At 48.6% G+C, this 26,999-nt stretch carries 32 protein-coding genes; 9 read left to right on the top strand and 23 right to left on the bottom strand.

The features are described 5' to 3' along the window. Positions 1–9 precede the first annotated feature (9 nt). The gene (locus tag CWE21_RS12355) at positions 10–1,188 is read right to left on the bottom strand and encodes an MFS transporter (protein ID WP_126834748.1); all 1,179 of its coding nucleotides are present in this window, start codon (positions 1,186–1,188) and stop codon (positions 10–12) included. Between the two features lie 108 nt (positions 1,189–1,296). Here CWE21_RS12355 and CWE21_RS12350 point away from each other — a divergent pair, with 108 nt between their 5' ends. Further along, the gene (locus tag CWE21_RS12350) at positions 1,297–2,181 is read left to right on the top strand and encodes a LysR substrate-binding domain-containing protein (protein WP_126834747.1); all 885 of its coding nucleotides are present in this window, start codon (positions 1,297–1,299) and stop codon (positions 2,179–2,181) included. Position 2,182: 1 nt separating this feature from the next. On the opposite strand, the gene acuI is transcribed toward CWE21_RS12350, so the two are convergent. Genes acuI through CWE21_RS12335 form a run of 3 tightly spaced genes read right to left on the bottom strand, consistent with a single transcriptional unit; the run spans position 2,183 to position 4,783 of the window. Next, positions 2,183–3,166: an acrylyl-CoA reductase (NADPH) gene (acuI, locus tag CWE21_RS12345; RefSeq protein ID WP_126834746.1), complete on the bottom strand. Its 984-nt coding sequence runs from the start codon at positions 3,164–3,166 to the stop codon at positions 2,183–2,185. A gap of 50 nt (positions 3,167–3,216) precedes the next feature. Then, complete coding sequence (gene acuR, locus CWE21_RS12340) at positions 3,217–3,849, bottom strand: acrylate utilization transcriptional regulator AcuR (RefSeq protein WP_126834775.1); 633 nt, start codon at positions 3,847–3,849, stop codon at positions 3,217–3,219. A 31-nt stretch (positions 3,850–3,880) separates the two neighbouring features. After that, complete coding sequence (locus tag CWE21_RS12335; protein ID WP_126834745.1) at positions 3,881–4,783, bottom strand: LysR family transcriptional regulator; 903 nt, start codon at positions 4,781–4,783, stop codon at positions 3,881–3,883. A gap of 109 nt (positions 4,784–4,892) precedes the next feature. Between CWE21_RS12335 and CWE21_RS12330 the strand changes: the two genes are divergently transcribed. Together CWE21_RS12330 and dbpA are read left to right on the top strand one after the other, a co-directional pair. Further along, positions 4,893–5,879, top strand: coding sequence for a zinc-dependent alcohol dehydrogenase family protein (locus CWE21_RS12330; RefSeq protein ID WP_126834744.1), 987 nt, complete (start codon positions 4,893–4,895; stop codon positions 5,877–5,879). Positions 5,880–6,016: 137 nt separating this feature from the next. Then, the gene (gene dbpA / locus CWE21_RS12325) at positions 6,017–7,396 is read left to right on the top strand and encodes an ATP-dependent RNA helicase DbpA (RefSeq protein WP_126834743.1); all 1,380 of its coding nucleotides are present in this window, start codon (positions 6,017–6,019) and stop codon (positions 7,394–7,396) included. Between the two features lie 13 nt (positions 7,397–7,409). Here the strand turns inward: dbpA and rluF are convergent, their stop codons facing one another. After that, positions 7,410–8,342: a 23S rRNA pseudouridine(2604) synthase RluF gene (gene rluF / locus CWE21_RS12320; RefSeq protein WP_126834742.1), complete on the bottom strand. Its 933-nt coding sequence runs from the start codon at positions 8,340–8,342 to the stop codon at positions 7,410–7,412. An 82-nt stretch (positions 8,343–8,424) separates the two neighbouring features. Between rluF and CWE21_RS12315 the strand changes: the two genes are divergently transcribed. Further along, on the top strand, positions 8,425–8,772 hold the full coding sequence (locus CWE21_RS12315; RefSeq protein ID WP_126834741.1) for a VOC family protein: 348 nt from the start codon (positions 8,425–8,427) through the stop codon (positions 8,770–8,772). On the opposite strand, the gene CWE21_RS12310 is transcribed toward CWE21_RS12315, so the two are convergent. Both CWE21_RS12310 and CWE21_RS12305 read right to left on the bottom strand, forming a co-directional pair. Beyond that, on the bottom strand, positions 8,764–9,222 hold the full coding sequence (locus CWE21_RS12310; RefSeq protein ID WP_126834740.1) for a GNAT family N-acetyltransferase: 459 nt from the start codon (positions 9,220–9,222) through the stop codon (positions 8,764–8,766). The genes CWE21_RS12315 and CWE21_RS12310 overlap by 9 nt on opposite strands. After that, a complete protein-coding gene (locus CWE21_RS12305; protein WP_157982774.1) occupies positions 9,219–9,737 on the bottom strand; it encodes a GNAT family N-acetyltransferase in 519 nt (172 codons plus the stop codon). Before CWE21_RS12305 ends, CWE21_RS12310 begins: the two co-directional genes overlap by 4 nt. A gap of 89 nt (positions 9,738–9,826) precedes the next feature. Here CWE21_RS12305 and CWE21_RS12300 point away from each other — a divergent pair, with 89 nt between their 5' ends. After that, a complete protein-coding gene (locus CWE21_RS12300) occupies positions 9,827–10,525 on the top strand; it encodes an aspartate/glutamate racemase family protein (RefSeq protein ID WP_126834738.1) in 699 nt (232 codons plus the stop codon). On the opposite strand, the gene nadS is transcribed toward CWE21_RS12300, so the two are convergent. The 4 genes from nadS to CWE21_RS12280 all read right to left on the bottom strand — a co-directional run bounded on the left by nadS (position 10,501) and on the right by CWE21_RS12280 (position 12,267). Continuing rightward, a complete protein-coding gene (nadS, locus tag CWE21_RS12295) occupies positions 10,501–10,794 on the bottom strand; it encodes a NadS family protein (protein ID WP_241970300.1) in 294 nt (97 codons plus the stop codon). The genes CWE21_RS12300 and nadS overlap by 25 nt on opposite strands. Before the next feature lie 2 nt (positions 10,795–10,796). Then, positions 10,797–11,120, bottom strand: a complete 324-nt coding sequence (locus CWE21_RS12290; protein ID WP_241970298.1) for a type II toxin-antitoxin system RelE/ParE family toxin — start codon at positions 11,118–11,120, stop codon at positions 10,797–10,799. A gap of 150 nt (positions 11,121–11,270) precedes the next feature. Then, the gene (locus tag CWE21_RS12285) at positions 11,271–11,876 is read right to left on the bottom strand and encodes a peroxiredoxin (RefSeq protein ID WP_126770773.1); all 606 of its coding nucleotides are present in this window, start codon (positions 11,874–11,876) and stop codon (positions 11,271–11,273) included. 52 nt (positions 11,877–11,928) lie between these two features. After that, positions 11,929–12,267 (bottom strand): Grx4 family monothiol glutaredoxin, encoded by a 339-nt coding sequence (locus tag CWE21_RS12280; protein ID WP_126834735.1) that lies wholly within the window; start codon positions 12,265–12,267, stop codon positions 11,929–11,931. A gap of 264 nt (positions 12,268–12,531) precedes the next feature. Here CWE21_RS12280 and sodB point away from each other — a divergent pair, with 264 nt between their 5' ends. Continuing rightward, a complete protein-coding gene (sodB, locus tag CWE21_RS12275; protein ID WP_126834734.1) occupies positions 12,532–13,113 on the top strand; it encodes a superoxide dismutase [Fe] in 582 nt (193 codons plus the stop codon). A 64-nt stretch (positions 13,114–13,177) separates the two neighbouring features. On the opposite strand, the gene CWE21_RS12270 is transcribed toward sodB, so the two are convergent. Next, the gene (locus CWE21_RS12270; RefSeq protein WP_126834733.1) at positions 13,178–13,825 is read right to left on the bottom strand and encodes a hypothetical protein; all 648 of its coding nucleotides are present in this window, start codon (positions 13,823–13,825) and stop codon (positions 13,178–13,180) included. Between the two features lie 243 nt (positions 13,826–14,068). On the opposite strand from CWE21_RS12270, the gene CWE21_RS12265 reads away from it, so the two are divergent. Then, positions 14,069–14,806, top strand: a complete 738-nt coding sequence (locus CWE21_RS12265) for a hypothetical protein (protein ID WP_126834732.1) — start codon at positions 14,069–14,071, stop codon at positions 14,804–14,806. A gap of 54 nt (positions 14,807–14,860) precedes the next feature. Here CWE21_RS12265 and fadR read toward each other — a convergent pair whose 3' ends face one another. Then, positions 14,861–15,571: a fatty acid metabolism transcriptional regulator FadR gene (fadR, locus tag CWE21_RS12260; protein ID WP_126834731.1), complete on the bottom strand. Its 711-nt coding sequence runs from the start codon at positions 15,569–15,571 to the stop codon at positions 14,861–14,863. Positions 15,572–15,781: 210 nt separating this feature from the next. Between fadR and dsbB the strand changes: the two genes are divergently transcribed. Continuing rightward, a complete protein-coding gene (dsbB, locus tag CWE21_RS12255; protein ID WP_126834730.1) occupies positions 15,782–16,300 on the top strand; it encodes a disulfide bond formation protein DsbB in 519 nt (172 codons plus the stop codon). Here the strand turns inward: dsbB and CWE21_RS12250 are convergent. The 10 genes from CWE21_RS12250 to CWE21_RS12205 form a co-directional block, all read right to left on the bottom strand. Continuing rightward, complete coding sequence (locus tag CWE21_RS12250; protein WP_126834729.1) at positions 16,297–16,758, bottom strand: YcgN family cysteine cluster protein; 462 nt, start codon at positions 16,756–16,758, stop codon at positions 16,297–16,299. The two genes, dsbB and CWE21_RS12250, sit on opposite strands and share 4 nt — an antisense overlap. After that, the gene (locus CWE21_RS12245) at positions 16,751–17,407 is read right to left on the bottom strand and encodes a fumarylacetoacetate hydrolase family protein (protein ID WP_198675129.1); all 657 of its coding nucleotides are present in this window, start codon (positions 17,405–17,407) and stop codon (positions 16,751–16,753) included. The genes CWE21_RS12250 and CWE21_RS12245 overlap by 8 nt, the downstream gene beginning before the upstream one ends. 11 nt (positions 17,408–17,418) lie before the next feature. Beyond that, positions 17,419–18,372 carry a lytic murein transglycosylase gene (locus CWE21_RS12240; protein WP_420821132.1) on the bottom strand — a complete coding sequence of 318 codons (954 nt, stop codon included), beginning with the start codon at positions 18,370–18,372 and terminating at the stop codon, positions 17,419–17,421. Positions 18,373–18,398: 26 nt separating this feature from the next. After that, positions 18,399–18,662: a YcgL domain-containing protein gene (locus CWE21_RS12235; protein WP_126834727.1), complete on the bottom strand. Its 264-nt coding sequence runs from the start codon at positions 18,660–18,662 to the stop codon at positions 18,399–18,401. 3 nt (positions 18,663–18,665) lie between these two features. After that, complete coding sequence (gene rnd, locus CWE21_RS12230) at positions 18,666–19,823, bottom strand: ribonuclease D (protein WP_126834726.1); 1,158 nt, start codon at positions 19,821–19,823, stop codon at positions 18,666–18,668. Continuing rightward, positions 19,820–21,514: a long-chain-fatty-acid--CoA ligase FadD gene (gene fadD / locus CWE21_RS12225; RefSeq protein WP_126834725.1), complete on the bottom strand. Its 1,695-nt coding sequence runs from the start codon at positions 21,512–21,514 to the stop codon at positions 19,820–19,822. Before fadD ends, rnd begins: the two co-directional genes overlap by 4 nt. 61 nt (positions 21,515–21,575) lie before the next feature. After that, positions 21,576–22,481: an alpha/beta fold hydrolase gene (locus tag CWE21_RS12220; protein WP_126834724.1), complete on the bottom strand. Its 906-nt coding sequence runs from the start codon at positions 22,479–22,481 to the stop codon at positions 21,576–21,578. 2 nt (positions 22,482–22,483) lie between these two features. Further along, positions 22,484–23,053 carry a Slp family lipoprotein gene (locus CWE21_RS12215; RefSeq protein WP_241970297.1) on the bottom strand — a complete coding sequence of 190 codons (570 nt, stop codon included), beginning with the start codon at positions 23,051–23,053 and terminating at the stop codon, positions 22,484–22,486. Positions 23,054–23,064: 11 nt separating this feature from the next. After that, positions 23,065–23,796: a tRNA (adenosine(37)-N6)-threonylcarbamoyltransferase complex dimerization subunit type 1 TsaB gene (tsaB, locus tag CWE21_RS12210; RefSeq protein ID WP_126834723.1), complete on the bottom strand. Its 732-nt coding sequence runs from the start codon at positions 23,794–23,796 to the stop codon at positions 23,065–23,067. After that, on the bottom strand, positions 23,793–25,724 hold the full coding sequence (locus CWE21_RS12205) for a DNA repair helicase YoaA (protein ID WP_126834722.1): 1,932 nt from the start codon (positions 25,722–25,724) through the stop codon (positions 23,793–23,795). The genes tsaB and CWE21_RS12205 overlap by 4 nt, the downstream gene beginning before the upstream one ends. 366 nt (positions 25,725–26,090) lie before the next feature. On the opposite strand from CWE21_RS12205, the gene hisG reads away from it, so the two are divergent. Then, positions 26,091–26,999 carry an ATP phosphoribosyltransferase gene (gene hisG / locus CWE21_RS12200; protein WP_126834721.1) on the top strand — a complete coding sequence of 303 codons (909 nt, stop codon included), beginning with the start codon at positions 26,091–26,093 and terminating at the stop codon, positions 26,997–26,999.

Below are 26,999 nucleotides of genomic sequence, written 5' to 3'. Positions count from 1 at the left end.
AGGTGCTAATTAAGTAGTCCCGGCAGCGACTTTCTGTTGCTCAAGTCGCCCAGAGAGCCTCGTCAAAACCAGCGCCACTAAGACAATCATGGCTCCTATCCATGCTGTATCCATAAGTGCGAGACCGGCCACAATATGCCCCCCGAGCCAGGCGCCAATGGCAATGCCAACATTGAATGCGGCGATATTTAGCCCAGACGCAACGTCAACCGCCTTTGGCGTATACTTTTCAGCCAATTGCACTACATAGACTTGCAAACCAGGTACGTTTCCAAAGGCAAAGCCTCCCCACACCAGTATCGTCAGTAGTGCTGTCCACGAGTTATGTGCAGAGAAGTAAAATACTGCCAAGATAAGAGCCAACCCACCAAAGATAATTGTCAGTGCTTTAATCGGCCCCAACTTGTCAGCGAGCTTACCACCGTAGATATTACCGACAGCAACCGATAGTCCATATGCCAGAATAAGAAGACTTACCGCACCAGCGCTAAAGCCCGAAATATCTTCTAGAATTGACGCTAAGTATGTAAAAGTTGTGAATGTGCCGCCATAGCCCAACGCGGTGATGCCATAAACCAGTAAAAGTCGAGGGTGGGTCAAAACTTGAACTTGATCGCGTAGCCTCGCCGGCTGAGCTTGTTTGAGGTTGCCCGGAATCAAAAAAGCACTTCCAATCCAAGCAATAATTCCAAGCAAACTGACCGCTAGGAACGTAGTCCGCCAATCAAAACTCTGCCCAATCCAAGTTCCTAAAGGTACGCCAGTTACCAACGCGACAGTTAGTCCTGTAAACATAATGGCAATCGCACTGGCTTCTTTCTCTTTCGCAACAAGACTAGTTGCGATTGTTGAGCCAATCGAAAAGAAAACGCCGTGAGCAAGTCCGGTGAGCAATCGCGCGACAATTAAGGTTTCATACGTTGGAGCTTGCCAAGCAAGTAGATTACCGCCTATGAACAACGCCATTAACCATAATAATACTGCTTTGCGATTCCATTTGCCGGTAAGTGCAGTTAAAACTGGCGCTCCAACGGCAACCCCGACGGCATAAAGGCTTACTAACAGTCCTGCGGATGGCAATGAGACACCGAGACTCTCGGCAATGGTTGGGACGAGGCCCACGATTACAAATTCTGTCGTGCCAATGGCAAAGGCACTCAGCGTTAATGCGAATAATGCAATAGGCATAAATAGTCCTCCTGAGTTAGTGGAGGCTATTTTGCGTTTTGTTTTTAATGCGAAAAACGCTAGTATTTAGAAAACACTTTTGCATTTTTAACAATAAAAGGCGACCTGATGCGCGCTAAGTCAAGTGATATTGAAATCTTTCTTGCAGTTGCCGATGCGGGAAGCTTCACGGAAGCTGCTCACCTACTTGAGATTGAAGTGGCACAATGTTCACGTGCCATCAAGCGACTCGAAAAAAGCTTAGGCGAGGATCTTTTTACTCGCACAACACGTCGGATTGAACTCACCAATGAGGGGCAAACCTACCTCACCTTAGTGCGTCCTGCTCTTGAACAGCTTGAATTCGCTGAACATAAGCTGATCGAGGGCAAACAAAAACCTCAGGGATTGCTACGTATTGATGCCGCAACACCATTCTTGATCCATCAGGTAGCGCCGCATGTGCGCGAATTCCGGGAAATTTACCCAGATATTAAGCTCGAGCTTGCCGCCTCTGAAGGCTTTATCGATCTTATTCAGCGTAAAGTCGACGTTGCAATTCGAATTGGCGCACTTGAAGACTCTTCGTTACACGCAACTCCCTTAGGACGCTCTAAATTGCACATTGTCGCAAGCCCGCACTATTTGAGCAAAAATGGCAAACCACAAAAAAGTAGCGATCTCAAAAATCACACTAAAATCGGTTTCATGCAAACTGAACAACTCAATACCTGGCCCCTCGATGGAGGCCTGTATCTTCCACCGGATATCGCTGTCAGTAGCGGTGAGTTGATACGCAGACTGACCCTCGAAGGGACGGGGCTAGCGTGCCTATCTAACTTTATGATCGCTGACGACATCCGTGCCGGCAAGCTGGTTCCCGTGCTCACCGACACCAACCGCATGGAAAATAATCCTCGCGAACAGGTAAACGCGGTTTACTATCGAAATACAGCGCTTTCCTCACGCATTAGTGCTTTTATCGATTTTTTTAAGCCACGCTTTACACTCTAGTTCAATCGCGATTGACATCGACCACCGTACGACCGCGAAGTTGGCCAGCAAGAAGATGTTGAGCTGTTTCCTTTACGTCGCCCATGCCAATAACATGCGTCATTTCTTTGAGCAATGATAGATCAAGATCTCGCGCTAAACGCTGCCATGCTTCTACACGTTTGCTCATGGGCGCCATGACGCTATCGATACCGATGAGCTTTACCCCACGTAATATGAAAGGTGCAACGGAAGTCGGCAGATCCATACCAGCAGCAAGCCCACAAGCTGTTACGACGCCACCATACTCAGTTTGCGCTATAGCGTTTGCCAAGACGGTAGAGCCAGCAACATCAACCACACCGGCAAAACGGGCTTTATCTAGGGGCTTCACTTTTCCTTCAAAGTCACTACGCGATACGATTGTTTTTGCACCAAGTCGCTGCAAATAATCTTTCAATTCCTGACGCCCAGAAACGGCGGTAATTGAGTAGCCTAGCTTGGCGAGTATCGCTATCGCAACAGAACCGACGCCTCCGGCGGCTCCGGTTACCAAAACTTCTCCGGTTTCGGGGGTGATGCCCTGCTCTTCAAGTGCCAATACACATAGCATTGCCGTATAACCTGCCGTGCCAATCGCCATGGCCTGTTCTGCATCTATTCCTTTTGGTAACCGTACGAGCCACTCACTCTTAACGTTTGCTTGCTGAGCAAGTCCACCGGTATGGACTTCGCCGACGCCATAACCATTGAGCAGCACTTTGTCACCTGGCTTAAAAGAGCTGTCATCAGAACTTTTTACGGTACCCGCTAAATCAATCCCTGGAATCATTGGCCATTTGCGAATAACGCCTGGTTTGTGACAAATCGCCAAGGCATCTTTGTAATTCAAACCAGAATACTCTACCTCAATCAGCGTATCGCCAGCACTAAGTAGTTCGTCACCAACCTCTCGCAAGGTCGTAGTCTGTTGATCGTCCTGTTTCTCGATAATGATAGCTTTCATAAGTGGATCTCCTTTATTAGACCGATCGTCTAATTTAATTAAAATAAAAATTAGGTTTGTAAGGTAGCAGCAAAATAATCACTAAATTGCCGCATAGGCTCGGCGCTCTGCTGAAGCTTTGCGTGGAGGATTGCCCCCTCCCAACCTGTCCAAAATAGTGCAGCTTCTCGCTGGCAATCACGGTTTGCGGAAATATGCCCAAGTTTCTGCTCGGTCGCTAAGTAATCAGCAACGAGGCTTTGCCATTCGCCGAACACCTCAATGAGTAGTTGCCGATAATGTACTGGCAACGTATTTAGCTCTTGCCCTAAATTGCCAACTAAACACCCGCGACGAAAATGATACTTCTCAAGTCCCGCAACTGCGTCGTCAACAAACGCAAAGAACCCATGCAAGGGCTCCTGAGTTGCTTTGAGGTGCTTGGAAATTTTGGCTTTAAAGAAGCTGTTGTAATTGGCGATGAGTGCCTCACCAAAGGCTTCTTTACTCTTGAAGTAATGATAAAACGAGCCTTTCGGGATCTGTACGCGTTTTAAAATGGCATCTAAGCCGGTACTCGAATAGCCGGCCTCAGTCAGCAGCTCAACACCCGCTCGAACGAGTTGCTGCCGAATTTCATTGTGCCCGCTCGCATCTTTGGGCGGACGTCCACGACGTCGTTTTATAGGCTGAATAGAAGTCATGCGCACAAATTAGACTAACCGTCTACAAAAATCAAGATACTTCAGAATCCCAATAGGGCGTCTCACCAAAATAGTGCAACAAATAATCGATCAGCACCCGTACTTTGGGCGCCAATTGTCTTGAACTAGGGTACACCGCCCAAATTGCGGTTCGACTCGCTAGAGGAGTGTCACGCAGTAACTCGACCAACGCACCACTGGCGAGATCTTGATAGGCACTCCAGCGTGAATTGATGGTGAGTCCGATGCCTCTCTTGCAAGCATCGCGCAAGGCCTCGCCATTATCGGTACTGAGATTGCCGTGAACCTTAACGGTCGTCACTTTGCCTTGCTCGTTGAAGTTCCAGTGATCATGTCCGCCCAATGTAATGCAATTATGTTCAGTGAGATCGCTTGGCTGCTGTGGAGTCCCAAATCGTTCTAGGTACGCAGGTGCAGCACATACCACACGTCTATCAGTGGCAATTTTGCGCGCCACGAAACTCGAATCCGGTAATTCCGCATTGCGAATCGCGAGATCAAAACCGCCTTCGACCAAGTCGACCATGGTGTCGGACAGTTTTAAATCGATCGAGATATCGGGATACTGAGCGAGAAAATCGGGCAGCGCTGGTACAATATGCATCCGCCCAAACGAGGCTGGTGCCGCTAACCTAATGCGCCCACTCGGCAGTAAATTTCCAATTCCCACCGCGGCTTTAGCCGCATTAATACTGGCAATAATTTGCTCGGCATACTGAAGAAATGCTGCGCCATCTTGCGTTAAAGCAACCTTACGTGTTGTTCGGTGCAGGAGTCGGACGCCAAGGTCCTTCTCCAAACGCGCGATATGAGCACTTGCGACCGCTGGTGAGAGGCCCAGCTCGGCACCGGCTTGACTGATATTGTGAGTGCTCGCGATGCGAACCAATAGCTCAAGGTGTTCGATGTTCATTATCAACAAAATCTAAAAAGTAATTCCATAATGATAGCAATTATCATCGCAAATGATAGCTCTTATACTTTCCTTCGACTGAACAAAGTTTCATTTTAAGGAGAACCCTATGAAAGCAATGGTTGTTAAAGATTATAGCAATGGTGCAGAAATGGTTTTGGCTGAGCTCGATACGCCACTACCAAAACCTGGGCATGTGCTGGTAAAGATCGAGGCCTCGAGCGTCAACACGGTCGATTTGAAAATTCGTGACGCTGGTCCAGACCTACCTTTTGCGCCGAATACCCCCGCCTTGCTAGGCATGGATTTTGCTGGCGTGGTCGAAGCGGTAGGAAGCGATGTTAAGGGCTACCAAGTCGGTGATGAAGTTTACGGCTGTGCCGGCGGCTTAGGCGATTTACCAGGTACCCTCGCCCAATACATTGTCGCTGATGTGAATCTAATTGCGCACAAACCGCGTTCACTGTCGATGCGTGAAGCAGCAGCTCTACCACTTGTTGGTATTACCGCTTACGAAGGACTTACCCGTGCAGGCGTCACTGCCGGCCAAAAAGTCTTAGTGCACGGTGGCTCTGGCGGTGTGGGACATATTGCCCTACAACTAGCAAATCATTTTGGAGCGGAGGTTTTTTCAACAGGACATGGCAGCCAAAAATTGGATTTGATTCGAAAGCTTGGCGCAACAGCCATTGACTATAAAACAGAACAGGTTGATGACTATGTCGCTGCGCATACCGGCGGTAAGGGCTTCGATGTTATTTTCGACTCAGTGGGTGGCGCGAATATGGCGAACTCCTTTGCCGCCGCAAAACTCAATGGTCACATAGCCTCCACCGTTTCCATGGTGGAACTCGATCTTACCTTAGCGCACGTCAAAGGCTTGTCATTACACGTCGTCTTCATGCTGATACCAATGATTCACAATATCGGCCGTGAAGCACATACCGAAATTCTACAAAAGCTCGCCACCTTGGTTGATAACGGTGAATTGAAACCAGTGCTGGATAGTACTTCGTATACGCTCGAGCAAGCGAACGAAGCACATCAACGACTGGCAAGTGGTGATGCGATGGGCAAAGTTGTGATCTCCGTTTAACATCGGAACTGCGCATGCGGGCCTTGGAGTAGTACTCAACTAATAATGATTGTCAGCCGGCAATGCGATTAAAATGAATACTTTTGGCATGGCTCTGCTATACTCCGCGCTCATTTTTTAGCAAGAGTTGCTTTGCCATGTCGACCGCCAAACCATTTACCGAACTTAGCCTTCTTCCAGCCCTTCAAAATGGGGTTGCGGAGGCAGGCCTCACCGAGATGACGCAGGTGCAAGCCTATAGTTTGCCGAAAATATTGCGTGGTGAAGATGTGGTTGTGCAAGCAGAGACTGGCTCAGGCAAAACGGTAGCTTTTGCTTTGGGCTTATTGAGTAAACTCGATACCGAATCTTTTGCGCCGCAAGCGCTGGTACTGTGCCCTACACGCGAACTCGCTGAGCAAGTCGCAGAGGCGATTCGTAAGCTGGCAAGGGTCATGGGCAATGTCAAAGTATTAACCTTGTGCGGTGGTGCGCCCACAAAAGTTCAAGCCGCGTCGCTGGAACATGGTGCCCATGTACTTGTCGGTACGCCAGGTCGAGTACTCGATCATATACAAGCTGAGCGCTTGAGTCTGTCACAAGTGAACGCACTGGTGCTTGATGAGGCCGATCGTATGCTTGAAATGGGCTTTCAGGATGAGCTTGCCGGTATTATCGCAAAAACGCCAAGCGAGCGGCAGACGCTGCTGTTTAGTGCTACCTACCCGCAAGGTATTCGGCAATTAACCAAAGAAGTGTGCAACAACGCCGAAATCATCAAGGTGGCAGCGAGCCGAACGCAAACGTCCATTCAGCAACGCTTTTATGAACTCGGTGACGTTGCGCCGGCGCAAGCTGTGCGCACACTTTTGTTGGATCTGCGGCCAGGCAACTGCATGGTGTTCTGCAACACCAAAGTTGAAACCCAAAACATTGCCGCTGCTCTTAAAAGTAAAGGCTTTAGTACGCTGCCCCTGCACGGTGATATGGAACAAAAAGACCGCGATCAGACCATGGTGCAATTTAGTAATGGAAGTGGCCGTATTCTTGTCGCTACCGATGTCGCTGCCCGCGGTCTTGATATTGCCGAATTAGATCTGGTGATCAACGTAGGTATGGCACACGATATTGCCACCCACACGCATCGTATCGGTCGAACTGGTCGCGCGGGTGCCGAAGGTCTTGCGGTTACGCTTATCGGTGCAAAAGACGATTACAAGATGCGTTTGCTGGAAGATACCCTCGCAGCGCCTATCAAACTGTTAGAACTACCAACCTTGAACACGTCAGTGCCGCCATTAACGGCTGATTTTGTAACATTGCAAATCAATGGCGGGAAAAAACACAAGCTACGCCCGGGCGATATCGTCGGCGCGTTAACCCGTGACAAAAAACTCAATGTGGATGACATCGGCAAGATCAAAGTGCAGGCACAATGGGCCTACGTCGCGGTGAAATCAACAAAAGTGAATCACGCACTCGCCCTGATCAACAACGATAAGATCAAAGCGAAACGATTTCGCGCATGGGCGTTATAAAACGCCCTTTTCATTAATCGTCGGCGGGCTTATTAAGCTTTAACTTACGGCGCCTTGCGCCTGTTTCTTCTGGCTTTTTCGCATGGCGCGACTGTGACCACGGCGACTCGCCCGCCTTGCCTTCAGCTCGTTTACCACGGGGCGCAGGTTTCAGACCACCTTGGCCGACTTTTTCTTTAACACGCTGTGGTGGCTTGCGGCGCCGATGCCCTTCTGGCGCTTCCGACGACGAGTTCTCAATCGACTTCATCAATTCAGCCATCTCTCTATCCGTCAGATTGCGCCACTGGCCAGGTTGCAAGCGCCCTAGCGTCACATTCATGATTCGCACGCGCTCGAGCTTACGCACCTCATAGCCAAAGTATTCACACATGCGACGGATCTGTCGGTTCATGCCTTCGATCAATATCATTCGGAAGGTAAATTGCGACTCTTGGCGCACCTTACACTTTTTCGTTTTGGTGCCCAAAATCGGTACGCCACCGGCCATACCTTTAATAAACTCAGGCGTAATAGGCCGATCCACCGTCACCACATACTCTTTTTCGTGCTTATTGCCGGCGCGCAAGATTTTATTGACGAGATCACCGTTACTGGTCAGAAAAATCAGACCCGATGAGTCTTTATCAAGACGTCCGATCGGAAAAATGCGGCTTTTATGGCCGACAAAATCGACCATGTTTTTGGGCTCAGCAGAGTCTGTGGTACTGACAATACCGACGGGTTTGTTCAGCGCAATAAAGACAAATTTCTCTTTATCGGTAGGCTTGATATTACGGCCATTAACCTTTACCTCGTCACCAGGCATCACTTGATCGCCCAGTACCCCAGGCTTGCCATTAATAGTAACGGCACCCTGTTCAATAAAGCGATCCGCTTCGCGTCGCGAGCAAAAACCACTTTCGCTGATAAACTTATTTAAGCGTTTTCCTGCCGACTCAGGCATAAAACCTCTGTGTGTGCTGCAATTAATCGAAGTCCACGGCTATACTCAGGCTATTAACGAACGCTAAAAGGAATACAACCGGATGGCTAGTGTATCAATTAATTACGTTGAGCTACCAGCAACAAACATCGAAGCTACGAAAAAGTTCTTCAGTGACGCCTTTAACTGGAATTTTGTCGACTACGGTCCTGATTACGCAGCGATTCAAGGCGCTGGTCTTGATGGCGGCTTTTACCGCTCCGAACTTAAAGCCACGACCGCCAACGGCAGCGCACTGGTAGTGCTGTACAGCACTGAGCTCGAGCAAGCCCAACAACAGGTAGAACAAGCTGGCGGCACCGTGATCAAACCCATATTTGAATTCCCCGGCGGCCGCCGTTTTCATTTCACTTGCCCAAGTGGCAACGAATATGCGATTTGGTCAGAGTAATTTTTCCATGAGGTAGTTGGTTAACGTTTCGCCACGAATCAGAACTTGCTGTTCCCGCACTAAGCGAAAGCCGAAACGCTCAAAGAAAGGCCGTGCGGTGATGCTTACGTTGGCATAAAAACGTGGATACTCATGGGCGAGTAGATGTTCCATCAGCGCGCGTCCAACGCCTTGACCTCGCTTAGCTGCGCTGCAGAAGAAATGGTCGATATAGCCGTCAGCTTGCACATCGGCAAAGCCTGCGATCACACCGTCTACTTCGGCAATAATTGGTTGGTTTTGCTGCAAGCGTTTAAGCCATGCTTGGCGATCGTAATCTTCCGGTGCCCACGCGGCAATTTGCGCCGCTGTGTAATCACGCTGGTTTATCTGTCGCACGGTTTCGGTTAATAGGCTGCGCAGTGCGTCCGCATCAGTATCGCGAAATCTACGCAGGCTCACATCCGTCATTGTCGAGCGTCCCATTCAGGCTTGAGTAGGCTCAAGGTATACCAGCCCTGATATTCGCCATCCTTTTTGATGGTGTCGCGCGCGAGTCCCTCGACTTGAAAACCAAAGGCCTCACGATAGAAGCGCAGAGCTCGGTCATTTGACTCAAATACATTTAAGTCAATACGATGAAAGTTCAGCTCTTCAAAACCCAGCTTGAGTATGGCACTAAACATCGCTTTTCCATGCCCTGCCGAGCGTAGCTGAGGGTTCACCATCGCCACGCCGATATGACCAAAGTCGTTTTTGCGGTCGATGCGCGTGAAATGCACCATTCCCACCGCCTTACCATCGACACAGTATTTGAAACACAAGCGCACATCAGGATCACCCCCGCTTTCGACAAAAAAGAGTTCAAACACCTCACGTTTCAATGGGTAACTAAAAGCATTACCACACACCTTGAAGTGATCTTCAGGGTCCGCTAACCAGCCTGACACCAACGCGTAGTCGTCTCTTTGCAATGGAACTAACAATGAACTCTCCTTATTTTGATGGCGATTGCAATCGCAACAAGTGCGCCCTAAGCTGAGGCAATGTAACCAGAACAAGGTATTTGAGCAAGATGAAAACAATCGGTTTAATCGGTGGTATGAGTTGGGAGTCCACACAAACTTACTATCGACTTCTCAATGAGGGGGTTCGTGACCGTTTGGGAGGCTTGCACTCCGCAAAGGTTCTTCTCAACAGTGTCGACTTCGCTGAAATCGAGCCACTTCAACATCAAGGCGATTGGCAAGGCACCGCAGATATCTTGGTTAAAGCAGCTCAATCACTCGAGGCCGCCGGCGCCGACTTTATGCTTATTTGTACCAATACCATGCACAAAGTCGCTCCAGAGGTACAGAAAGCTGTAACTATTCCGCTATTGCATATCGTCGATGCAGCCGCTGACGCATTAAAAGCCGATGGCATTACCACCGTTGGACTACTCGGCACCAAATTCACCATGGAACAAGCTTTTTACCGCGAACGCCTCGAAGCACAAGGCGTCAACGTGCTCGCGCCCAACGAAAGCCAAAGAAATACAGTACATGAAGTGATTTTCAAAGAATTATGCTTGGGCGTGACCAAACCAGCGTCAAAGCAAGCCTATCTCGACATCATCGACGACTTGCATCAACAAGGCGCGCAAGCGGTCATTCTCGGCTGCACCGAAATCGGCATGCTCATCAAGCCCACAGATACAACAGTACCACTCTACGACACCACCGAATTACACGCCAACGCCGCCGTCACCTACGCTTTATCCAATGATTGCTGAGCTAACGCGTGATAAAGAATAGGCTCCTCCTCAATAGTCAAAAGTACCTTAGCGGCAAGCCCTGTGGGATTACGCCGCTTCGACTCCCAACTTTTAACCGTATCAACACTCATTCCCAGCGCATGCGCAAAATCAACTTGCGAAACCTGTAATTGACTGCGAATCGCTTTTACATCAGCTATTTTATAGTTTGCCTGACGCGAAGCCTTAACGTCACCTTTGCTTATTTCGACAGCCTCTTCCAACGAAGATTTTAAATCATCAAACATATTCACCGATGGGCCTCCTTCAATTGTTTTGCCAGCGACTTGAGGACGGATTTCTCCGCTTCGTTTAAGTTTTCTTTCACACATTTCGCGTACGCTAAAAGCAGATAAACAAAGTCGCGATCCGCGAGGTAATAGATAACTCTAACGCCTCCCCGCTTACCTCGAGCGCCTAACGCCACTCTAATTTTCCGAAGCCCACCCGTACCCGGGATTACAGCCCCAGCAGTTGGCAAAGCAATAAGCACTTCTTGTAACCGCCTGAGATCATCATCCGATGCTAGTTCTTTGATCTGCCTCGTAAACACCGAAGTCTCAATAAATGTCATTCCGTGACACATAACCATTTCCCTTTAATAGATAATGTACAATGTACACCATTATTTTGTTTTAGCCAACAAAAAAGGCCGCCCATCTGGGCGGCCCTTCATTATTCAAACAAACAGCGAATAGCAAATAGCTAACAACGCTCTTCGTCTTTACAGCTTACCTGCGTTTTTAGAAAGATAATCAGCTACGCCTTTAGCGTCAGCTTTCATACCTTCGTCGCCTTCTTTCCAACCAGCTGGGCATACGTCGCCGTGCTTCTGGTGGAAGTTCAACGCGTCAACCAAACGAATCATTTCGTCGATGTTACGGCCTAATGGTAGGTCGTTCACGATTTGGTGACGAACAACGCCGTCTTCGTCGATCAAGAATGACGCACGGAAAGCAACGCCTGCTTCTGGGTGCTCAACGTCGTAAGACTTACAGATAGTGTGCTTCACGTCAGCAACCAGTGGGTATTTCACTTCACCGATACCGCCGTCAGCTTCAGCAGTGTTACGCCATGCGTTGTGCGTGAATTGTGAATCGATAGAAACACCGATTACTTCTACGCCACGCTTTTTGAACTCTTCTAAGCGGTGATCAAACGCGATCAACTCAGATGGGCACACGAAAGTGAAATCAAGTGGATAAAAGAAAACAACCGCTTTCTTACCTTTGATTTGCTCATGCAAGTTGAAGTCTTCAACGATTTCACCAGTTCCCAAAACTGCTGCTGCAGTGAAATTAGGAGCTTTACGGCCTACTAATACACCCATGTTAACTCTCCATTTTTGTTGCTTTAACTAAAAGAATTTAACGTTAAAAGTTTTACTCTTCAGAAGGTGCAGGATGACGCTCTGCAACTTCATTAATAAGTTCTTGCAGTTCACCCTTCTGGAACATTTCAAGAATGATATCACAACCACCAATAAGCTCACCCTCTACCCACAATTGCGGGAATGTCGGCCAGTCTGCATAGTTAGGCAGTTCTGCGCGGATATCAGGATTCTGTAGAATGTCGACATAGGCAAATGCCTGGCCGCAGCTCATCAATGCTTGTGAAGCCTGTGATGAAAAACCACAGCTTGGTAATTTTGGTGAGCCTTTCATATACAACAGAATCGGGTTTTCAGCGATCTGCTGCTTAATTTTCTCTACAGTTTCCATGCTTTCATCCTCACTTCAATAGGCATTCTCGGCAATGCCGGATCATGTTTTCAAGACAGCAAGTTTAACATAGTCAACCAGGCAAATGCAGTATATCAACCCGACGATTGGCCTTTGTAATGACAATTAAATAATTGCCTACTACCCTTGAAATAATCTTTTCTGCCTCAATCTGAGTATATTGAGTCTGCAAGATTCGTTTTCAATGGTAAAATGAGAGCGAATTCAATAAATTCACAAGAACAATGAATGGAGAGTCTAGACATGGCATTTGAATTACCAGCATTACCTTATGAAAAAAATGCACTAGAACCGCATATCTCTGCAGAGACGCTTGAGTACCATTACGGTAAGCACCACAACGCTTACGTAACCAAGCTTAACGATGCTGTGAAAGGCACCGACATGGAAAGCAAATCACTTGAAGAGATCATCAAGTCTTCTTCAGGTGGCGTATTCAACAACGCTGCGCAAGTTTGGAACCACACGTTCTACTGGCATTGCTTAAGCCCAAATGGCGGTGGCGAGCCAACTGGTGCACTAGCTGACGCTATCAACTCTGCGTTCGGTTCTTTCGACAAATTCAAAGAAGAGTTCAACGCACAAGCAGCCGGTAACTTCGGTTCTGGTTGGACTTGGTTGGTGAAAAAAGCTGATGGCTCTGTTGCTATCGTCAACACCAGCAACGCTGAAACTCCTCTGACTGATGAATCAGTAACACCAATCATGACGGTAGATGTGTGGGAACACGCTTACTACATCGATTACCGCAATGCGCGCCCTAACTACTTGAGCGCATTCTGGAACTTGGTGAACTGGGACTTCGTAGCGAAAAACTTCGCTTAAATCGCGTAGCAATATTTTTTGCTGAAAAGAAAAGCCCGCTTCGTAAAGCGGGCTTTTTTATGGGTTAGTAGGAAACAGAGTTGTTGCAAGCAGATAGTTTTTTCTTATCTAGCATAAAATATCTACATAGTGCTAGCAGCAGTAAAGGTGTTCCAATATATGCGCCTATAGGCATCAAAAAGATACTGAGATAGGTGATCGCTGTACCGAGACAAAGAAAACCAATGAGTCGAACCCAAGAGCCACTCCTACCAAACTTTATCATGACGAAGGACATGAAAATTTGGATGCCCCACCTTATTAAAAATAAAATCGCCCATGTGTAGAGCATGAAAGAATCAATGCTAAATTTCCAAAACTCCTGACCAAATTTTACGCCCGACGTACCAATGAATAAAATTGCTCCAAACCAACTGAAAGCAGCTAAAGTTACCGCGACATAAGATATTACTACCCTCTGTATCAGCTTGCCTGATGCGCCATTGTTATTTGCTTCAGACTTTGCAAACAAATACCAAACCGTACCTTCAATTATTCCAAATCCAATACTAAGTGTTCCAACCAATAAGTAAGGGTAATTTTCAAACGTACGGATAAATGGCGGAAAATAACCAAAAACCTTATAGTTGAGTATTACAAAAATGACTATTGCCAAAGGTGCAAGAATCACTCCAAACATCGCTCTTCTTTCGCTTGCAATCGCTACAGGCACGCTAATAACCCCTTGTTTTTTTTTGCTTTTTTGTTATTAAAGTTTATTTTCTATCAATTTTCAAGACAAAAAAGGTTTAATATGTCATTAAGAAAAATAATTTTATCGACCGCAATTTCCATAAGCGCAGCACTCGGACTATTCAGCGATAACGTCTACGCATCTACCGAGGAAACAGTGGTTTGTAATGGATGCAGTAGCTATCAAAGAGAACAGAGTATAGTTAACGCAGTCGACTCAAGCATGACCGATTATCAGAATTTTCGTGTTGTTGACTTTCATTCTAACTCAGTAAGCTCCTACGTAGTCCTCAGAAATTATGAGCCGGGATTACCATCTCTTCAAATCGTGGGTGGGCAAAATGTGACTCCAACGACAACCGAAATGGAATTATTTAACGATTTCCAATCATTAAAAAGTGAATTGGCTTCGTCAGATCTAGCTCTAGCAGCAGAATACGGAGGAGGAACCGCGGTTATACCAGTAAACGTTCCAGCTACAGTTATTGAGTCTGCTTACGACGTTGTAAATACCCCTGCTGCACAACACGACCTGTACGACTACTTTTATACTTATGAATTCGATAATTCGGTCATTTATAAAACATCCAACTTCTTGAATAAGCTACTAAATACAATTACAAAGAGTTTGGGTTTAGACGATGCCGCTGAGCTCTTCCAGTTAAGAATCATTTTTAAATTTGATGACGGCTCAATCGCTCAATTTGTAACTAATTCACTCATTCTTCGAGAAGATGATTATCTGGCGATGTCCTATTTGTCGAATTCATCTGTTGATTCTGACGGTAACTTAATACCAGATTCCGAAGATGACGTAAGCGATACCATATATTCATTTACAGGGGGAGCTGGCAGTTATAATTACATGAGAATGCAAAGTCTGCTTATATTCTTAATCGGTTCACAAACGACAATGGAGTGTAATGCAGAGGGCAGTCGGTGTATCGTGACTCCCGAGTAGTAGAAAGTCGCAATCAAAGAACCACCATTTTACAGAGGTGGTTCTTTATCTACATCATTCTACGAGGTTGGCTGGAATGTCTCCGCGCATGCTATGCCAGATGCGGCCTGAAGCGTAGCCATAATCACGCACAAGCAGCGCTGCTTCGTCACGTTTTTCTTCGGTCGCAACAGCTTTCAAGTCAGCGTAGTATTTGCGCGCAAGCTTGCGTGCTTCAGGGTTTGAGAAATAGAAGTTACCGATACGTGAGTACAAACCTTTGAAGCCATTTAGCACCAACACGTAAATCGGATTTCCAGAGGCCATTGCAAGGTCGTGGTTTAAGCGGTAGTCGTAATCAGCAAATGCATCAGCCGAGTCTTCTAACCCTTCAGCTTCCTCTAACAACTCAGCGACGCGATCGGGGGCATTGCGCACAGCGCCGCGAATATAGATAGCACTGATGTTGGTACGTGCTGACAATAGCTGGTCCACAAGCTGTGGCATGCCGTCTTCGTCAAGGCGTGCCAATGTTTCGAGAATATTAAGGCCAGAAGTTTCCCAGAAGTTATTCACCCGCGTAGGTTTGCCATGCTGAATAGTCAACCAACCGTCGCGCGCCAAGCGTTGCAAGACTTCACGTAAGGTCGTTCGGGTGACGCCAATAAGTTCTGATAACTCGCGCTCTGCAGGCAAAATCGTGCCCGGGGCGAAATGCCCATTCCAAATCGATTTAACGATATATTCTTCTGCAAACCCAGCTGGGCTTTGTGCCTTAATGATCATTCATTGGCCTATTCTTGTCTGTACGCCGCCGAAATGGCCACGTTACTCACATTGCTTTAAAATCAAAACAAGCTTGGATTTTATCAGGGTTTCCAATGGTCGGACAAGTTTTGTCGCACTCTGTTTACAGAAATCTATCGACTTCTGGCCTCAGCTTAGCTATTTTGACGCAACCCTTTGTTTAAAGCCTGAAAAAGAACGAGTCAGAACATGCGCTTTCTAGCTAAGTTACCCGAACAACGTGCGGCCTGGGCATTACTTGCTGCCACGGCGTTTGGATTATTTGCCACCGCCCTCTACATGCAATACGAAATGGGTCTTGAGCCCTGTGTGAAGTGTATTTATCAGCGTTTTGCCATCTTGATGATCGGCGTTGCCGCGATTTTACCGTTAATTGCACCGAAGTTAGGACTCGTCCGTTTAGTTGGCTTCGCCGGCTGGCTGACCGCAGCGATTTGGGGCTTTTTAATCGCCAATGAACACGTCGCAACGCAACAATCGGCTAATGCGTTTTTCGCCGTGTGCGACACCTTTCCGAACTTCCCGAAATGGTTAGCCTTGCACCGCTGGTTTCCTGAAGTTTTCAGTGCCACCGGCTTGTGTGGTGATATTAGCTGGGAGTTTGCTGGTTTGAGTATGCCGGAATGGATGCGAATTATCTTCGCTAGCTATGCAGGGGTCGGTATCGTCGTGCTCTTCAGTCGCTTAATAAAATTCCGTTCGATTTAATCGCTGTCGTTTAACGGCCAAGTCACGATACGTAATTCGAGGTCCTCATGGACCTCGTCTTCGTTTTGCACGCACTGCGCCGCACTGATACCGGCAGCGATCATGGCCGCTTGTGAACCACCGTTGCGTAGCGGATGCCAACTGGCTAGGCCGCGACCTTCCGCCAAGCGTCGATAGGCACATGAAGGCGGCATATAGCCAAGATCGTGAACATTCTCGGGCGTGATAACGACACAATCCGGAACATGCTTGGTTCGCTCTGCGTAGTTACTACAGCGTGCAGTTTCCGTATCGAGAAGGACACAACTGACATCGGTATAGTGAATCGTTTCATCGACATCATCTGTATCGATAAGCTTGTGCAAACAACATTTACCGCAGCCGTCGCACAGCGACTCCCACTCTTCATGGCTCATCTCATCGAAGCTTTTCCGCTCCCAAAACGGTGTTTCAGTCATTTTTAATGACCTGTCCTGACCACTTTTCGGAGTGCGAACCGATTTGCCACTCTAGCTCAAGCATATCTCTCGGAGTGAGAGGCCCCACGCCAGCAGGGGTTCCAGTCAAAATCACATCACCTGCTTCTAGGCTAAAGACATGACTTATATGGGCCACCAACTCGGCAATCGGCATCAGCATCTGACGTGCGTCGCCTCGTTGCTGCTCAACACCATTGCGACGCAACACAAAGGTGCTCTGCTGTACCTGCTCCAGTTGCACGTCGAGGTTTGAAAATTCCATCCACGGTGCCATGACACAGGCACCGTCGAAAGCTTTCGCTCGCTCCCACGGCTGGCCTTGTTGCTTAAGCTTATCTTGCACGTCTCGTAAGGTGAGATCGAGTGCTAACGCTGCGGCATCAATAGCCTCACGAGCCTCTCGCAAGGTCGCACGACGTAACGGCTGGGCGATACGAACAGCGATTTCAAGCTCATGGTGGCAGGCACCTTGCTGCGTAGGAATTGCAATCTTTGGCAGAACCGCCCAGCTACTGGGAGGTTTTATAAATAACAGCGGTTCACTGGGAATGGGATTATTCAATTCAGCCGCATGAGCCGCATAATTGCGGCCCACACAAACGATTTTCGACGGACGCTGAAGCATCATTCAAGGCAAGATTAACGCGGGAAGCGAATTCGGTCAGACAAGTAACCTACTGCCGCGACAAAGTAATGCGAACGGTTCCAACGCATTAACGCGTCGTAATTCGCATAAGCTAAATAAACGCGACCTTCCTTATCATCCGGGATCACTAAGCCAGCTTTGATATCAGCGCGGCGCGGAAGATCTTCCCCTTCCATCGTACGTATGCCGAGAGCTTGCCATTCAGCCAAGGTCTTTTTGTTCTTCAGTTCAGCCAACGAGGTGTCGAAATCTGCCGGTAACTGTACTTGGCGCCCCCAAGTCACATCGTCACGCCAGCCAGCATTTTTCAGGTAGTTTGCCGCTGAAGCGAAAACGTCGCCCATTGAATTCCAAATGTCTTTACGACCATCGCCATCGTAGTCCACTGCGTAAGCCATAAACGAACTTGGCATAAATTGGGTTTGCCCCATCGCGCCTGCCCAAGAGCCTTTCATTTGCTCAACGTCAATATGGCCCTCTTCAATGATGGTAAGCGCTTGCCATAATTGGTTCTTAAAGAATTCTTCACGACGACCTTCGTAGGCCATAGTCGTTAGCGCTGACACTACGTCAAAACCGCCGGTGTAGCCGCCAAAGTTCGTCTCAATTCCCCACAGCGCAACGATGAAGCGTGGCTGCACGCCGTACTTGGCACCTACTTCTTCAAGTAACTCTTTGTGTTCGTTATATTTCTCAACGGCTTGTTTGGCTTTCCACTCAGGTACCGCACGTGGCAAGTAAGTATCGAGTGTTAGCTTAAATTCGGGTTGATTTTTGTCAGCACTGACCGAGCGTTCATAGAATTTTGCATTCGCAAACGCCTTGGCTAAGGTGTCCTCGCTATAGCCCTTATCGATTGCTTCCGCTTTGATTTTTTCGACATAGTCGGCAAACCCCGCTGCATCCGCTGCGAGTGCAGTTTTAGGTGCCACGACAAAGGCGGTCATTAGGACCACTACACTGATGAGCTTTCTCATTTTGCCAACTCCTTTTTTAATAAATTTTCTGGCGGGGGTGGGATCTGTAGGTAAAAGCCCGGATCTTTCAGATGTTCCTTAAGCTCTGACACACTCAAGCGGGCTAAAGTTCGCTGTTCGGTCAGCGCGATGGTCATTACGTGTTGCGGCTTCCCAAAGCTTTTCGCTAAGGTTTCAGGCAATACGGAAAAGTCGGCTGGATGCGCCAAATACAAATAGGTGTCCGCACGCTTGGGACTGCGATAGACCGCACACAACATGTGTTAATCGCTCTCGTTAATCAGGGCTTCAATCGATGCTCTTAGCTTAGCGCCACGCCAGCTTGCAAACAAGTCAGGTAGCGGTAATTCGTGTTGTGCTTGCGATGGAATTTGCACACACCAATGCAAAACATCGTTAATTTGCCGACGCGAGGCAACCAAAGCAGCAGGAATAGCCAACTCGTTGGCAACATCTTGCGCCAGCGCTTTGATTTTGTTGAACAGAACCTTATAGCCGCGGATATCATTAATGCGCTGAAGCTTCAGTTCGAGTGGTCCGTTGTCTTGGCCACGACGAATCGCTTCAAGCATTTGCTCACCCGCATAGCGCACCGTTACTGACGATAACTCCTTGATACCGTGCAATTGGCTTTTACTACTGGGCATACGGCGTGCGATGTCGAGTAGTACGTGATCTTTCGCAATGAACCCTAGCGGTAAATCTGCGTTTCGCGCGCGCTCAACCCGCCATGCAACCAGCTCACGTAGCACACTCAGCTGCTCAGGATTACACTGCCAGGCGTTACCAAAATGCAAAAATAACCAAGTATCGGGGATTTGCTGCGCGCGTTTTTCCGCCTGCCAAGCACTCTCTTGCAGAATGAGATCGAGCTTGCCTTGTTCTTCAGCTTGCTTTAGCAATTGCGGGTAAACTTGCGAAAGGTAAAGTACATCTGCCGCAGCATAGTCGAGTTGCTCAGGCGCCAGCGGCCGCTGCATCCAATCTGTGCGCGACTGCGACTTATCCAATTCAACCCCAAGTCGCTGCTCAATCATCGCAGCGTAACCTAAGGCGTCGCCCTCGCCCAACATTGCTGAAGCAATTTGCGTATCAAAGATCGCATTCGGCAACGTGCCCATATGCAGATTTAAGATCTCGTAATCCTCTCCGCCAGCGTGAATCACCAGCGTTTTTTGGGGATCTGCAAATAAATCCCAGAGCGGGGTTAAACCATCGTCCGTGCGATTGGCCTGTAGTGCAATCGGATCGATCAAGGCGATCACTTCATCAGCCTGCACCTGGACGAGGCCTAGTTTGGCATAATAGGTGCGGGTGCGGACAAATTCGGTATCAACAGCGAGAAATTGTGCCTGCTGCGCTTGTTGGCAGAAGGCCAACAAGGCAGCGGAATCGGTGATTAACTGGTACGACTGACTCACGCGTCTTTGCTCGCCCCAGCTTTGGCTTCTTCCTCGTCACGCAGTTCGCGACGTAAGATTTTACCAACATTTGTTTTGGGTAGTTCATCACGGAATTCAACGAACTTCGGTACTTTATATCCGGTCATGTTTTCACGTGCAAAATCAATCAATTCACGTTCCGTTAGTGAGTCGTCTTTGCGCACGATGAAGACTTTCACTGCTTCACCTGAAGAATCATGTGGCACGCCTACCGCGGCAGCCTCAAGCACTTTCGGATGAGCAACCAAGACATCTTCGATTTCGTTCGGGTAAACATTAAAGCCCGAGACCAAAATCATATCTTTTTTGCGGTCAACGATCTTGAAGAAGCCGTTTTCGTCCATTTTGCCGATATCGCCGGTCATGAACCAGCCGTCTTTCATGACTTTGTCGGTTTCATCAGGGCGATTCAAATAACCAACCATTACTTGCGGGCCTTGAACCTGCAACTCACCTTCTTCACCCTGCGCGACTTCTTCGCCAGTGTCGACATCGACCACGCGCACCAACGTTGAAGGTAAAGGTACACCGATACTACCGTTGTAATGTTCGATATCCGTAGGGTTTACCGTAACCACTGGCGAGCACTCGGTCAGGCCATAACCTTCCAACAGGCGTGATTTGGTAACGCGTTCCCAATGTTCGGCAACTGAGCGTTGCACCGCCATTCCACCGCCCAAAGCGATCTTGAGATTGGAGAAATCCAAATCTTTAAAACCGGAAGTATTCAACAAGCCGTTAAACAGCGTGTTAACTCCACAAATGATCGAAAATGGATGCTTACTAAGTTCTTTGACAAAGCCAGCCATATCACGCGGATTAGTGATGAGAATGTTTTTACCACCATGCTTCATGAACGTCAGGCAATTCGCCGTCAACGCAAAGATATGATAGAGCGGCAGCGCAGTGATAATCGTTTCTTCGCCGTCGTTGACGAGCGGCGCAACAACCGCTGAAACCTGCTCGAGGTTAGCTACCATATTACGATGCGAAAGCATTGCCCCTTTCGCGAGCCCGGTGGTGCCCCCCGTGTACTGCAAAAAGGCCAAATCATCGCCCGTCATATTCGGACGTTCATACTTGGCTTTCGCGCCTTTTGCTAGGACGTCATTAAACGCTACCGCACCTTTCAGCGAATAGCTCGGCACCATGCGTTTTACATACTTCACGACGAAATTAACGATCCAGCGTTTCGGCGCTGGCAATAAATCGCCGATTCCGGTCAAGATGATGTGTTTGAGTTCGTTAAGATCCGCTGTGACTTTTTCCAGTGTATGAGCGAAGTTCTCTAAAATCACAATGCCTTTAACTTTGGCATCGCTTAATTGATGCTTTAATTCGCGCGGTGTGTAGAGTGGGTTGACATTCACAACTGTCATACCAGCGCGCAAAATCCCAAATAAAGCCACTGGATACTGCAAAAGATTCGGCATCATTACAGCAACTGCGTCGCCTTTCTTCAGGCCTTTCGCCTGCAAGTAAGCAGCAAACTTTTTCGACTCTTCATCCAACTCGTGAAAGGACATCTCATGATCCATATTCACGTATGCGGGACGATCACCATAAGCTGTAACACTCTGCTCAAAAATGTCGACCAGCGAATTAAAATGATTTGGGTCAATTTCTTCAGGGACCCCTGCCGGATAGCGTTTTAACCAAATTTTTTCCACGCGCTTGTGCTCCTGACTCATTCTAGTTTTTGCCAATCATCGCATATCCGACCAGTTTAGACTAGCCGTTTTGCCCTGCCAACAACGCAGTAAACAGGCGCCACACCGCATCTGGTTGTTCCATATGAACATGATGACCGCCTGCAACTTCAACCACTTCTAAATGTGGCACGGCATGCCGCCATTCATTGAGAGCGATCTGTAGCCGGTCTTTATGCCCTTGTGTTCCAAGAATTAACGTAAATGGGCAACGAATCGCTTCGAGTACAGTGCGAATTTGCAATGGCGATAGCCGCAGCGCTGACTTCGTCCGCAGTTGACCGTCGGCGCGAAAGCGAAAATCGTCTTCTGCAAGTTGTTCGATCCCGCGCTCAACCAGCACACTGGCGAGTTCTGCAGAAAAATCTCCCGCTTGCGCACGCGCCGCTACAGCGGACGAGAAATCAGGATAATGTGGACGCCGTTTGCCTTGTTGTTTTAGGCGACTGCGAAACCCCTGCCGAATATCTTCAAGAATAGCGCTTTCTGGGCTACTTAACAGGCCAAAGGCTTCAATCGACAATAAGTGCGTAATACGCTCGGGTTCGATGCCAGCCCATAGATTACCGACAAAAGCACCCATCGAATGAGCTAGTAAAGCAACCTGCTGCCAGCGCTGTTGTTCACAGATTTGGATTGCATCGTAGACGTAATCAAGAAATGGATAATAGTTGCCCGCCGGCCGATGATCTGAGTGGCCGTGCCCTGGCCAGTCTAAAGCGACCAGTTGATAGTCTTGCGCTAAGTCGCTGGCAACAAAGGCTTCAGCAATGGGTAGAAAACTGTGTGCGTTATCAAGCCAGCCGTGCAGGGCAAGAATCACTTTGCCGTTCGCAGCGCCCCAACGTAGCCCCGACACTTGGCCCCAGTTTAGCTGAAATGAAACAGGCTCGGCAGAGTGCCGAGCCTGTGCAAAATGTTCCGTCATTTTTAGTTACCGCCGTCGTTATCCGTTTTGGGCTGTGTCCGCACGGGTACAGGGTAGTACACGCGATACGGCGGTGAATACCAGTAGTGACGATACCAAAGGGAGCTATAATCGACTTCGGCTGTGTTTTTCTCGATTTCTTTCCACAAGTACTTACCACTTACATTCAAGGTCGGAAATAAATACGGGAATTCATCGATTTTGTCTTCGATAGGTGCGCCCACGGTACCCGTAAAAGTTACGCTGCGGCCTTTTTCATAAACCATGGGGTCTATGAAACCGTCAATCAGAGCACGGAAACGACCATCACTGCTATCGGACGGAATTGGACGACCGTAAGAATTGAGTTCGTAATTCACCACTTCAATGATAGTACCGCGATCATTGTTACGGACTTCGGCAATGACACCGCCCCAACGCGCTGTTTGTCCTTCCGTCATTTCTGGGTTCTCGAGCGCTGTGGTGTAATTCACCGAATTGGTATTTTCAGCAACTGCCAACTCATCAGGCACTGCCGAACATGCACTTAGGGTTAACGCTGCAAGTGCTGCCAGCCAATATTTCAACATCATTCGTACTCCTTTTAGCTACGCCCGGGTAACTTTTGCCAGGTAACTTCATTGCGCACATACAATGGCTCGAGTTGTTCTGCTGCTACCGGCTGTACGTCTTGGGCCAGGGTCAGCATATCAACCGCCAATGGCAAGGTCACATCATCGAATACGTGTACCTGTTGGTTCGGGTTTAATGCCTCACCATAAGCTTGCCAACCTGTTCCGGCTCCTGTTACTTGGATAGCCTGCTGCTGACTAAGTTCAGCATCATTTCCGCTGGCGGTCAGCGTTTGCCACCAAGGTTGTTCAGACACTGCAGCTAACGGCGCCATTTGCGGCGCAACAGTCTCGAGCAATTTTTCACCCTGCATTGTGTAAGCGGCAAGATAAACTTCGTTCATTCGTGCATCAATGGCACTTAGCACGCTTTGCGCGCCATGCAAACGCACCGCCTGTTGTGCCAACGCTGCTAAAGTAGAGACGGGATAAACCGGTAAAGTGTGACTAAAAGCTAAGCCTTGGCAAATTGCCACACCAATCCGCACGCCGGTAAAACTACCTGGTCCGTAACCACACACGATGCCTTCAACGTCGCCGAGGGTCACGCCGGCTTCAGCAAGCACTTCGTCAACAAATCCCAGCACCCGCTGCGAGTGTTCTCGCGGGGTGATTGCTGCACGTTGATAAAGTTTATCGCCTACTTTTAAGGCAACTGAGCACTGCTCAGTCGCAGTGTCGATGGCAAGCAAGACAGCGGTCATGCAGATGTTTCTCCGTTTATTTCTGTTAAAAACTCGAGCGCTTGAGTTAAGTCGCGCGTGCGCTTTAAAGGCGGCAAGCTCGCCACAAAAAGTTGTCCATAGGGCTTGGTAACCAGGCGTTGGTCACAAACAATCAGCACTCCACGGTCACCGCGGTCACGAATCAAGCGTCCTGCCCCTTGTTTCAAAGCAATCACGGCTGGCGGTAATTGTACCTGAGTAAACGGCTCTGCTCCACGCATGCGGCAGTCTTCAATTCGCGCCTGCAACAAAGGATCATCCGGCGAACCAAACGGCAACTTATCGATGATCACACAGGTGAGCGCTGAGCCACGCACATCGACGCCTTCCCAAAACGAAGACGTGCCGAGCAACACACCATTCCCCGCAGCGATGAAATCTGCGAGCAGTTCGCGCTTATTGGTCGAGCCCTGAACAAACAAGGGCCGGTCAGTGAGGTTTTCCAATTGTCGCGCTACGAGCTGCAGCATGCGATGACTGGTAAATAGCACGAAGGTGCCGCCGCGCGGGTTGGCATCGAGCACCTGTGTGGTTATCTGGAGCAAGGTATCAAGCATTTCACGTTGCTGCGGCTGCGGTAAGAAGCGTGGCACGCACAGGATCCCTTGCTCACTAAAAGCAAAAGGACTCGGCAAACACAACGTCTCCGCAGTCTCCAAGCCAAGCAGGCGGGTAAAATGACCAAAGTCATCGCCAATCGCTAGTGTCGCCGAAGTAAACACCCAGGCAGCCTCAGAAGCACGAACATAACTACCAAACTTGTCAGCGACTTGCAGCGGTGTTTGGTGCAAGACCACATGCCGCGGAGTCGTCTCAAACCAAAAGCTATATCCGGTGCGTTGGGTGTCTTGTAGCAACTGCCAAATATGGATGAACTGTACGCAACGTTCATACAGCGTATCCAGGTCCTGGCTCCGGCCCAATGCTCCTTTGACCACCTCGCGAAAGAACTCGAGACTTTCGCTAAGCTGCCCTGCTGCCGCTTCGATCTTGTCATCCTGTGCCAACTGACGCCAATTGCCACGTTGCGGATCCAGTGGAAACGCCAATCGCCAGTCGCGCAAACTACCTAGGAGTTTATCTGCGGCTTTATCGAGTTGCCGTAAATCTTTAAGCTCGGTGAGATAAATCGTCTTCGCGTCTTGTGCCATCTCGCTTAACTGACGGCTACCGAGGGCTTCACCAAAATACTGACTGGCAATATCTGGCAACTGATGTGCCTCATCAAAAACCAAGGCGTCGGCGTGGGGGATTAATTCGCCAAAGCCGACGTCCTTGAGCGCCATATCGGCAAAAAACAGATGATGATTGACGACTACGATATCTGCCTCAAGGGCACGTTTGCGTGCCTTGACGAGGTAGCAATCGTCATAACTGGGGCAGTCACGCCCGAGGCAGTTATCCACGGTACTGGTTACATGAGGTAGCACTTCGGCATCTTCAGGCAAGCTGCTTAGGCCGCCCACGTCGCCATCTTCTGTGTGCAGCGCCCACCGCTTCACCTCAATAACCTGTTTCTGCACCACCAGTGACAGATCATTGCCTTGCGCTTGCGCTTGTTCGAGGCGATGGATGCAAAGATAGTTACTGCGACCTTTTAACAAGCTTACTTGCTTTTCAGGTGCAATCGCATCACGTAAGGCAGGTAAATCGCGGTGAAAAAGTTGCTCCTGCAGTGCCTTGGTTCCGGTCGAGATCATCGCTCGGCCCGAACTCTTCAAGATCGGGACGAGGTAGGCGTAGGTTTTACCTGTTCCTGTTTCGGCCTCAACCACCAACTGCCCTTTACTCTTCAAGGTTTTGGCAATCGCCGCCGCCATCTCTGTTTGCGCGGGACGCGGGGCAAAACCAGGTAGTGCCTTGGCGAGCGCACTATCAGGCTTAAAATAGGAAGTCACTTGGGTCATGAAGATGTGTCTACAGCACTGATGAACTTTACCGGCTAGATTAGCGTAATAAGGGCTGAATGGCTATGTAACCGTCGAGGAAAATGGCGCCATAAAAGTTATACAAGTTGCCATACAAGAAATAACAAAAACCTTCAAAAGCAAGGTTGAAACGACCAAATCATATCTATACAATTGGCTCCAACTTTGAATATTGCAAAGCAATTGGGAAATTATTATGCGTTATACAACTTGGCACCACCATCATTTCGGACATTTGAGTTAGCCTCGTTGTAAACGCGGAAGGCTAACACGTTGGTGGTTGCCTTCATCACTTTAAAACCCCGAAAGGCAACCTTTCGGGGTTTTTTTATAGGAGATTTATTCATGGTTGTAGATACCAACTCAAAACGTTTAACGATAGCGATTCAAAAGTCAGGTCGACTGAGCAAAGAGTCGATTAAGTTACTGGAAGCCTGTGGAGTTAAATTTACCCTGCACGAATCACGTTTATTAGCGCACAGCAACAACCAACCTATCGATCTGTTGCGCGTTCGTGATGACGACATTCCCGGCTTAGTAATGGATGGCGTGGTTGATTTGGGTTTGGTCGGTGAAAACGTACTGGAAGAAGTCCGTCTCGAGCGTCTCGCAACCTCGTTACCCGCTGAAGTAAAGCGCCTGCGTGCGTTGGAATTCGGCCAATGCCGTCTATCTCTGGCAGTACCGAAAGAAGACGCTTATCAAGGCGTGCAAGATCTCGCCGGCAAGCGTATTGCTACGACCTACCCTTACCTTTTGCAAAATTACCTGAAGAAACAAGGGGTCAATGCTTCAACTGCAATTTTGACCGGTAGCGTTGAAGTTGCGCCACGTCTTGGTCTAGCCGACGCTATTTGTGACCTCGTCTCAACAGGAGCCACGCTCGAAGCGAATGGCTTGGTCGAAAAAGATGTGATCTTTACCAGTCAGGCGCAGTTGATCCAGCGTCCTGAGTCACTGAACGCAGCAAAACAAGCCATGATTGATCAGTTGTTGCCGCGTTTAGATGGCGTGCAGATGGCACGCGAGAGCAAGTACATCATGCTGCACGCACCGCGCAAGGCGCTCGAACAAGTTGCGGCGTTGCTGCCAGGAGCAGAGGATCCAACGATTCTGCCACTAAGCCACACCGATGAGCTTGTTGCGGTGCACATGGTCAGCACCGAAACCCTCTTTTGGGAAACAATGGAAGAACTTAAAGCGATTGGTTGTAGCTCGATTCTCGTGCTACCGATCGAAAAAATGATGGGGTAA

Origin of the sequence: Pseudidiomarina aquimaris (genome assembly GCF_003987395.1) — a bacterium.
Classification (GTDB): Bacteria; Pseudomonadota; Gammaproteobacteria; order Enterobacterales; family Alteromonadaceae; genus Pseudidiomarina; species Pseudidiomarina aquimaris.
Note: the sequence above shows the minus strand (reverse complement) of the source record. Positions and strands in the feature narration are given on the sequence as shown.

Excerpts from the sequence above, each read along its gene's own strand:
- CWE21_RS12355 (WP_126834748.1), bottom strand. The coding sequence starts at position 1,188 with ATGCCTATTGCATTATTCGCATTAACGCTGAGTGCCTTTGCCATTGGC.
- CWE21_RS12350 (WP_126834747.1), top strand. The coding sequence starts at position 1,297 with ATGCGCGCTAAGTCAAGTGATATTGAAATCTTTCTTGCAGTTGCCGAT.
- acuI (WP_126834746.1), bottom strand. The coding sequence starts at position 3,166 with ATGAAAGCTATCATTATCGAGAAACAGGACGATCAACAGACTACGACC.
- acuR (WP_126834775.1), bottom strand. The coding sequence starts at position 3,849 with ATGACTTCTATTCAGCCTATAAAACGACGTCGTGGACGTCCGCCCAAA.
- CWE21_RS12335 (WP_126834745.1), bottom strand. The coding sequence starts at position 4,783 with ATGAACATCGAACACCTTGAGCTATTGGTTCGCATCGCGAGCACTCAC.
- CWE21_RS12330 (WP_126834744.1), top strand. The coding sequence starts at position 4,893 with ATGAAAGCAATGGTTGTTAAAGATTATAGCAATGGTGCAGAAATGGTT.
- dbpA (WP_126834743.1), top strand. The coding sequence starts at position 6,017 with ATGTCGACCGCCAAACCATTTACCGAACTTAGCCTTCTTCCAGCCCTT.
- rluF (WP_126834742.1), bottom strand. The coding sequence starts at position 8,342 with ATGCCTGAGTCGGCAGGAAAACGCTTAAATAAGTTTATCAGCGAAAGT.
- CWE21_RS12315 (WP_126834741.1), top strand. The coding sequence starts at position 8,425 with ATGGCTAGTGTATCAATTAATTACGTTGAGCTACCAGCAACAAACATC.
- CWE21_RS12310 (WP_126834740.1), bottom strand. The coding sequence starts at position 9,222 with ATGACGGATGTGAGCCTGCGTAGATTTCGCGATACTGATGCGGACGCA.
- CWE21_RS12300 (WP_126834738.1), top strand. The coding sequence starts at position 9,827 with ATGAAAACAATCGGTTTAATCGGTGGTATGAGTTGGGAGTCCACACAA.
- nadS (WP_241970300.1), bottom strand. The coding sequence starts at position 10,794 with ATGTTTGATGATTTAAAATCTTCGTTGGAAGAGGCTGTCGAAATAAGC.
- CWE21_RS12290 (WP_241970298.1), bottom strand. The coding sequence starts at position 11,120 with ATGACATTTATTGAGACTTCGGTGTTTACGAGGCAGATCAAAGAACTA.
- CWE21_RS12285 (WP_126770773.1), bottom strand. The coding sequence starts at position 11,876 with ATGGGTGTATTAGTAGGCCGTAAAGCTCCTAATTTCACTGCAGCAGCA.
- CWE21_RS12280 (WP_126834735.1), bottom strand. The coding sequence starts at position 12,267 with ATGGAAACTGTAGAGAAAATTAAGCAGCAGATCGCTGAAAACCCGATT.
- sodB (WP_126834734.1), top strand. The coding sequence starts at position 12,532 with ATGGCATTTGAATTACCAGCATTACCTTATGAAAAAAATGCACTAGAA.
- CWE21_RS12265 (WP_126834732.1), top strand. The coding sequence starts at position 14,069 with ATGACCGATTATCAGAATTTTCGTGTTGTTGACTTTCATTCTAACTCA.
- fadR (WP_126834731.1), bottom strand. The coding sequence starts at position 15,571 with ATGATCATTAAGGCACAAAGCCCAGCTGGGTTTGCAGAAGAATATATC.
- dsbB (WP_126834730.1), top strand. The coding sequence starts at position 15,782 with ATGCGCTTTCTAGCTAAGTTACCCGAACAACGTGCGGCCTGGGCATTA.
- CWE21_RS12250 (WP_126834729.1), bottom strand. The coding sequence starts at position 16,758 with ATGACTGAAACACCGTTTTGGGAGCGGAAAAGCTTCGATGAGATGAGC.
- CWE21_RS12245 (WP_198675129.1), bottom strand. The coding sequence starts at position 17,407 with ATGATGCTTCAGCGTCCGTCGAAAATCGTTTGTGTGGGCCGCAATTAT.
- CWE21_RS12240 (WP_420821132.1), bottom strand. The coding sequence starts at position 18,372 with ATGACCGCCTTTGTCGTGGCACCTAAAACTGCACTCGCAGCGGATGCA.
- CWE21_RS12235 (WP_126834727.1), bottom strand. The coding sequence starts at position 18,662 with ATGTTGTGTGCGGTCTATCGCAGTCCCAAGCGTGCGGACACCTATTTG.
- CWE21_RS12220 (WP_126834724.1), bottom strand. The coding sequence starts at position 22,481 with ATGACGGAACATTTTGCACAGGCTCGGCACTCTGCCGAGCCTGTTTCA.
- CWE21_RS12215 (WP_241970297.1), bottom strand. The coding sequence starts at position 23,053 with ATGATGTTGAAATATTGGCTGGCAGCACTTGCAGCGTTAACCCTAAGT.
- tsaB (WP_126834723.1), bottom strand. The coding sequence starts at position 23,796 with ATGACCGCTGTCTTGCTTGCCATCGACACTGCGACTGAGCAGTGCTCA.
- CWE21_RS12205 (WP_126834722.1), bottom strand. The coding sequence starts at position 25,724 with ATGACCCAAGTGACTTCCTATTTTAAGCCTGATAGTGCGCTCGCCAAG.
- hisG (WP_126834721.1), top strand. The coding sequence starts at position 26,091 with ATGGTTGTAGATACCAACTCAAAACGTTTAACGATAGCGATTCAAAAG.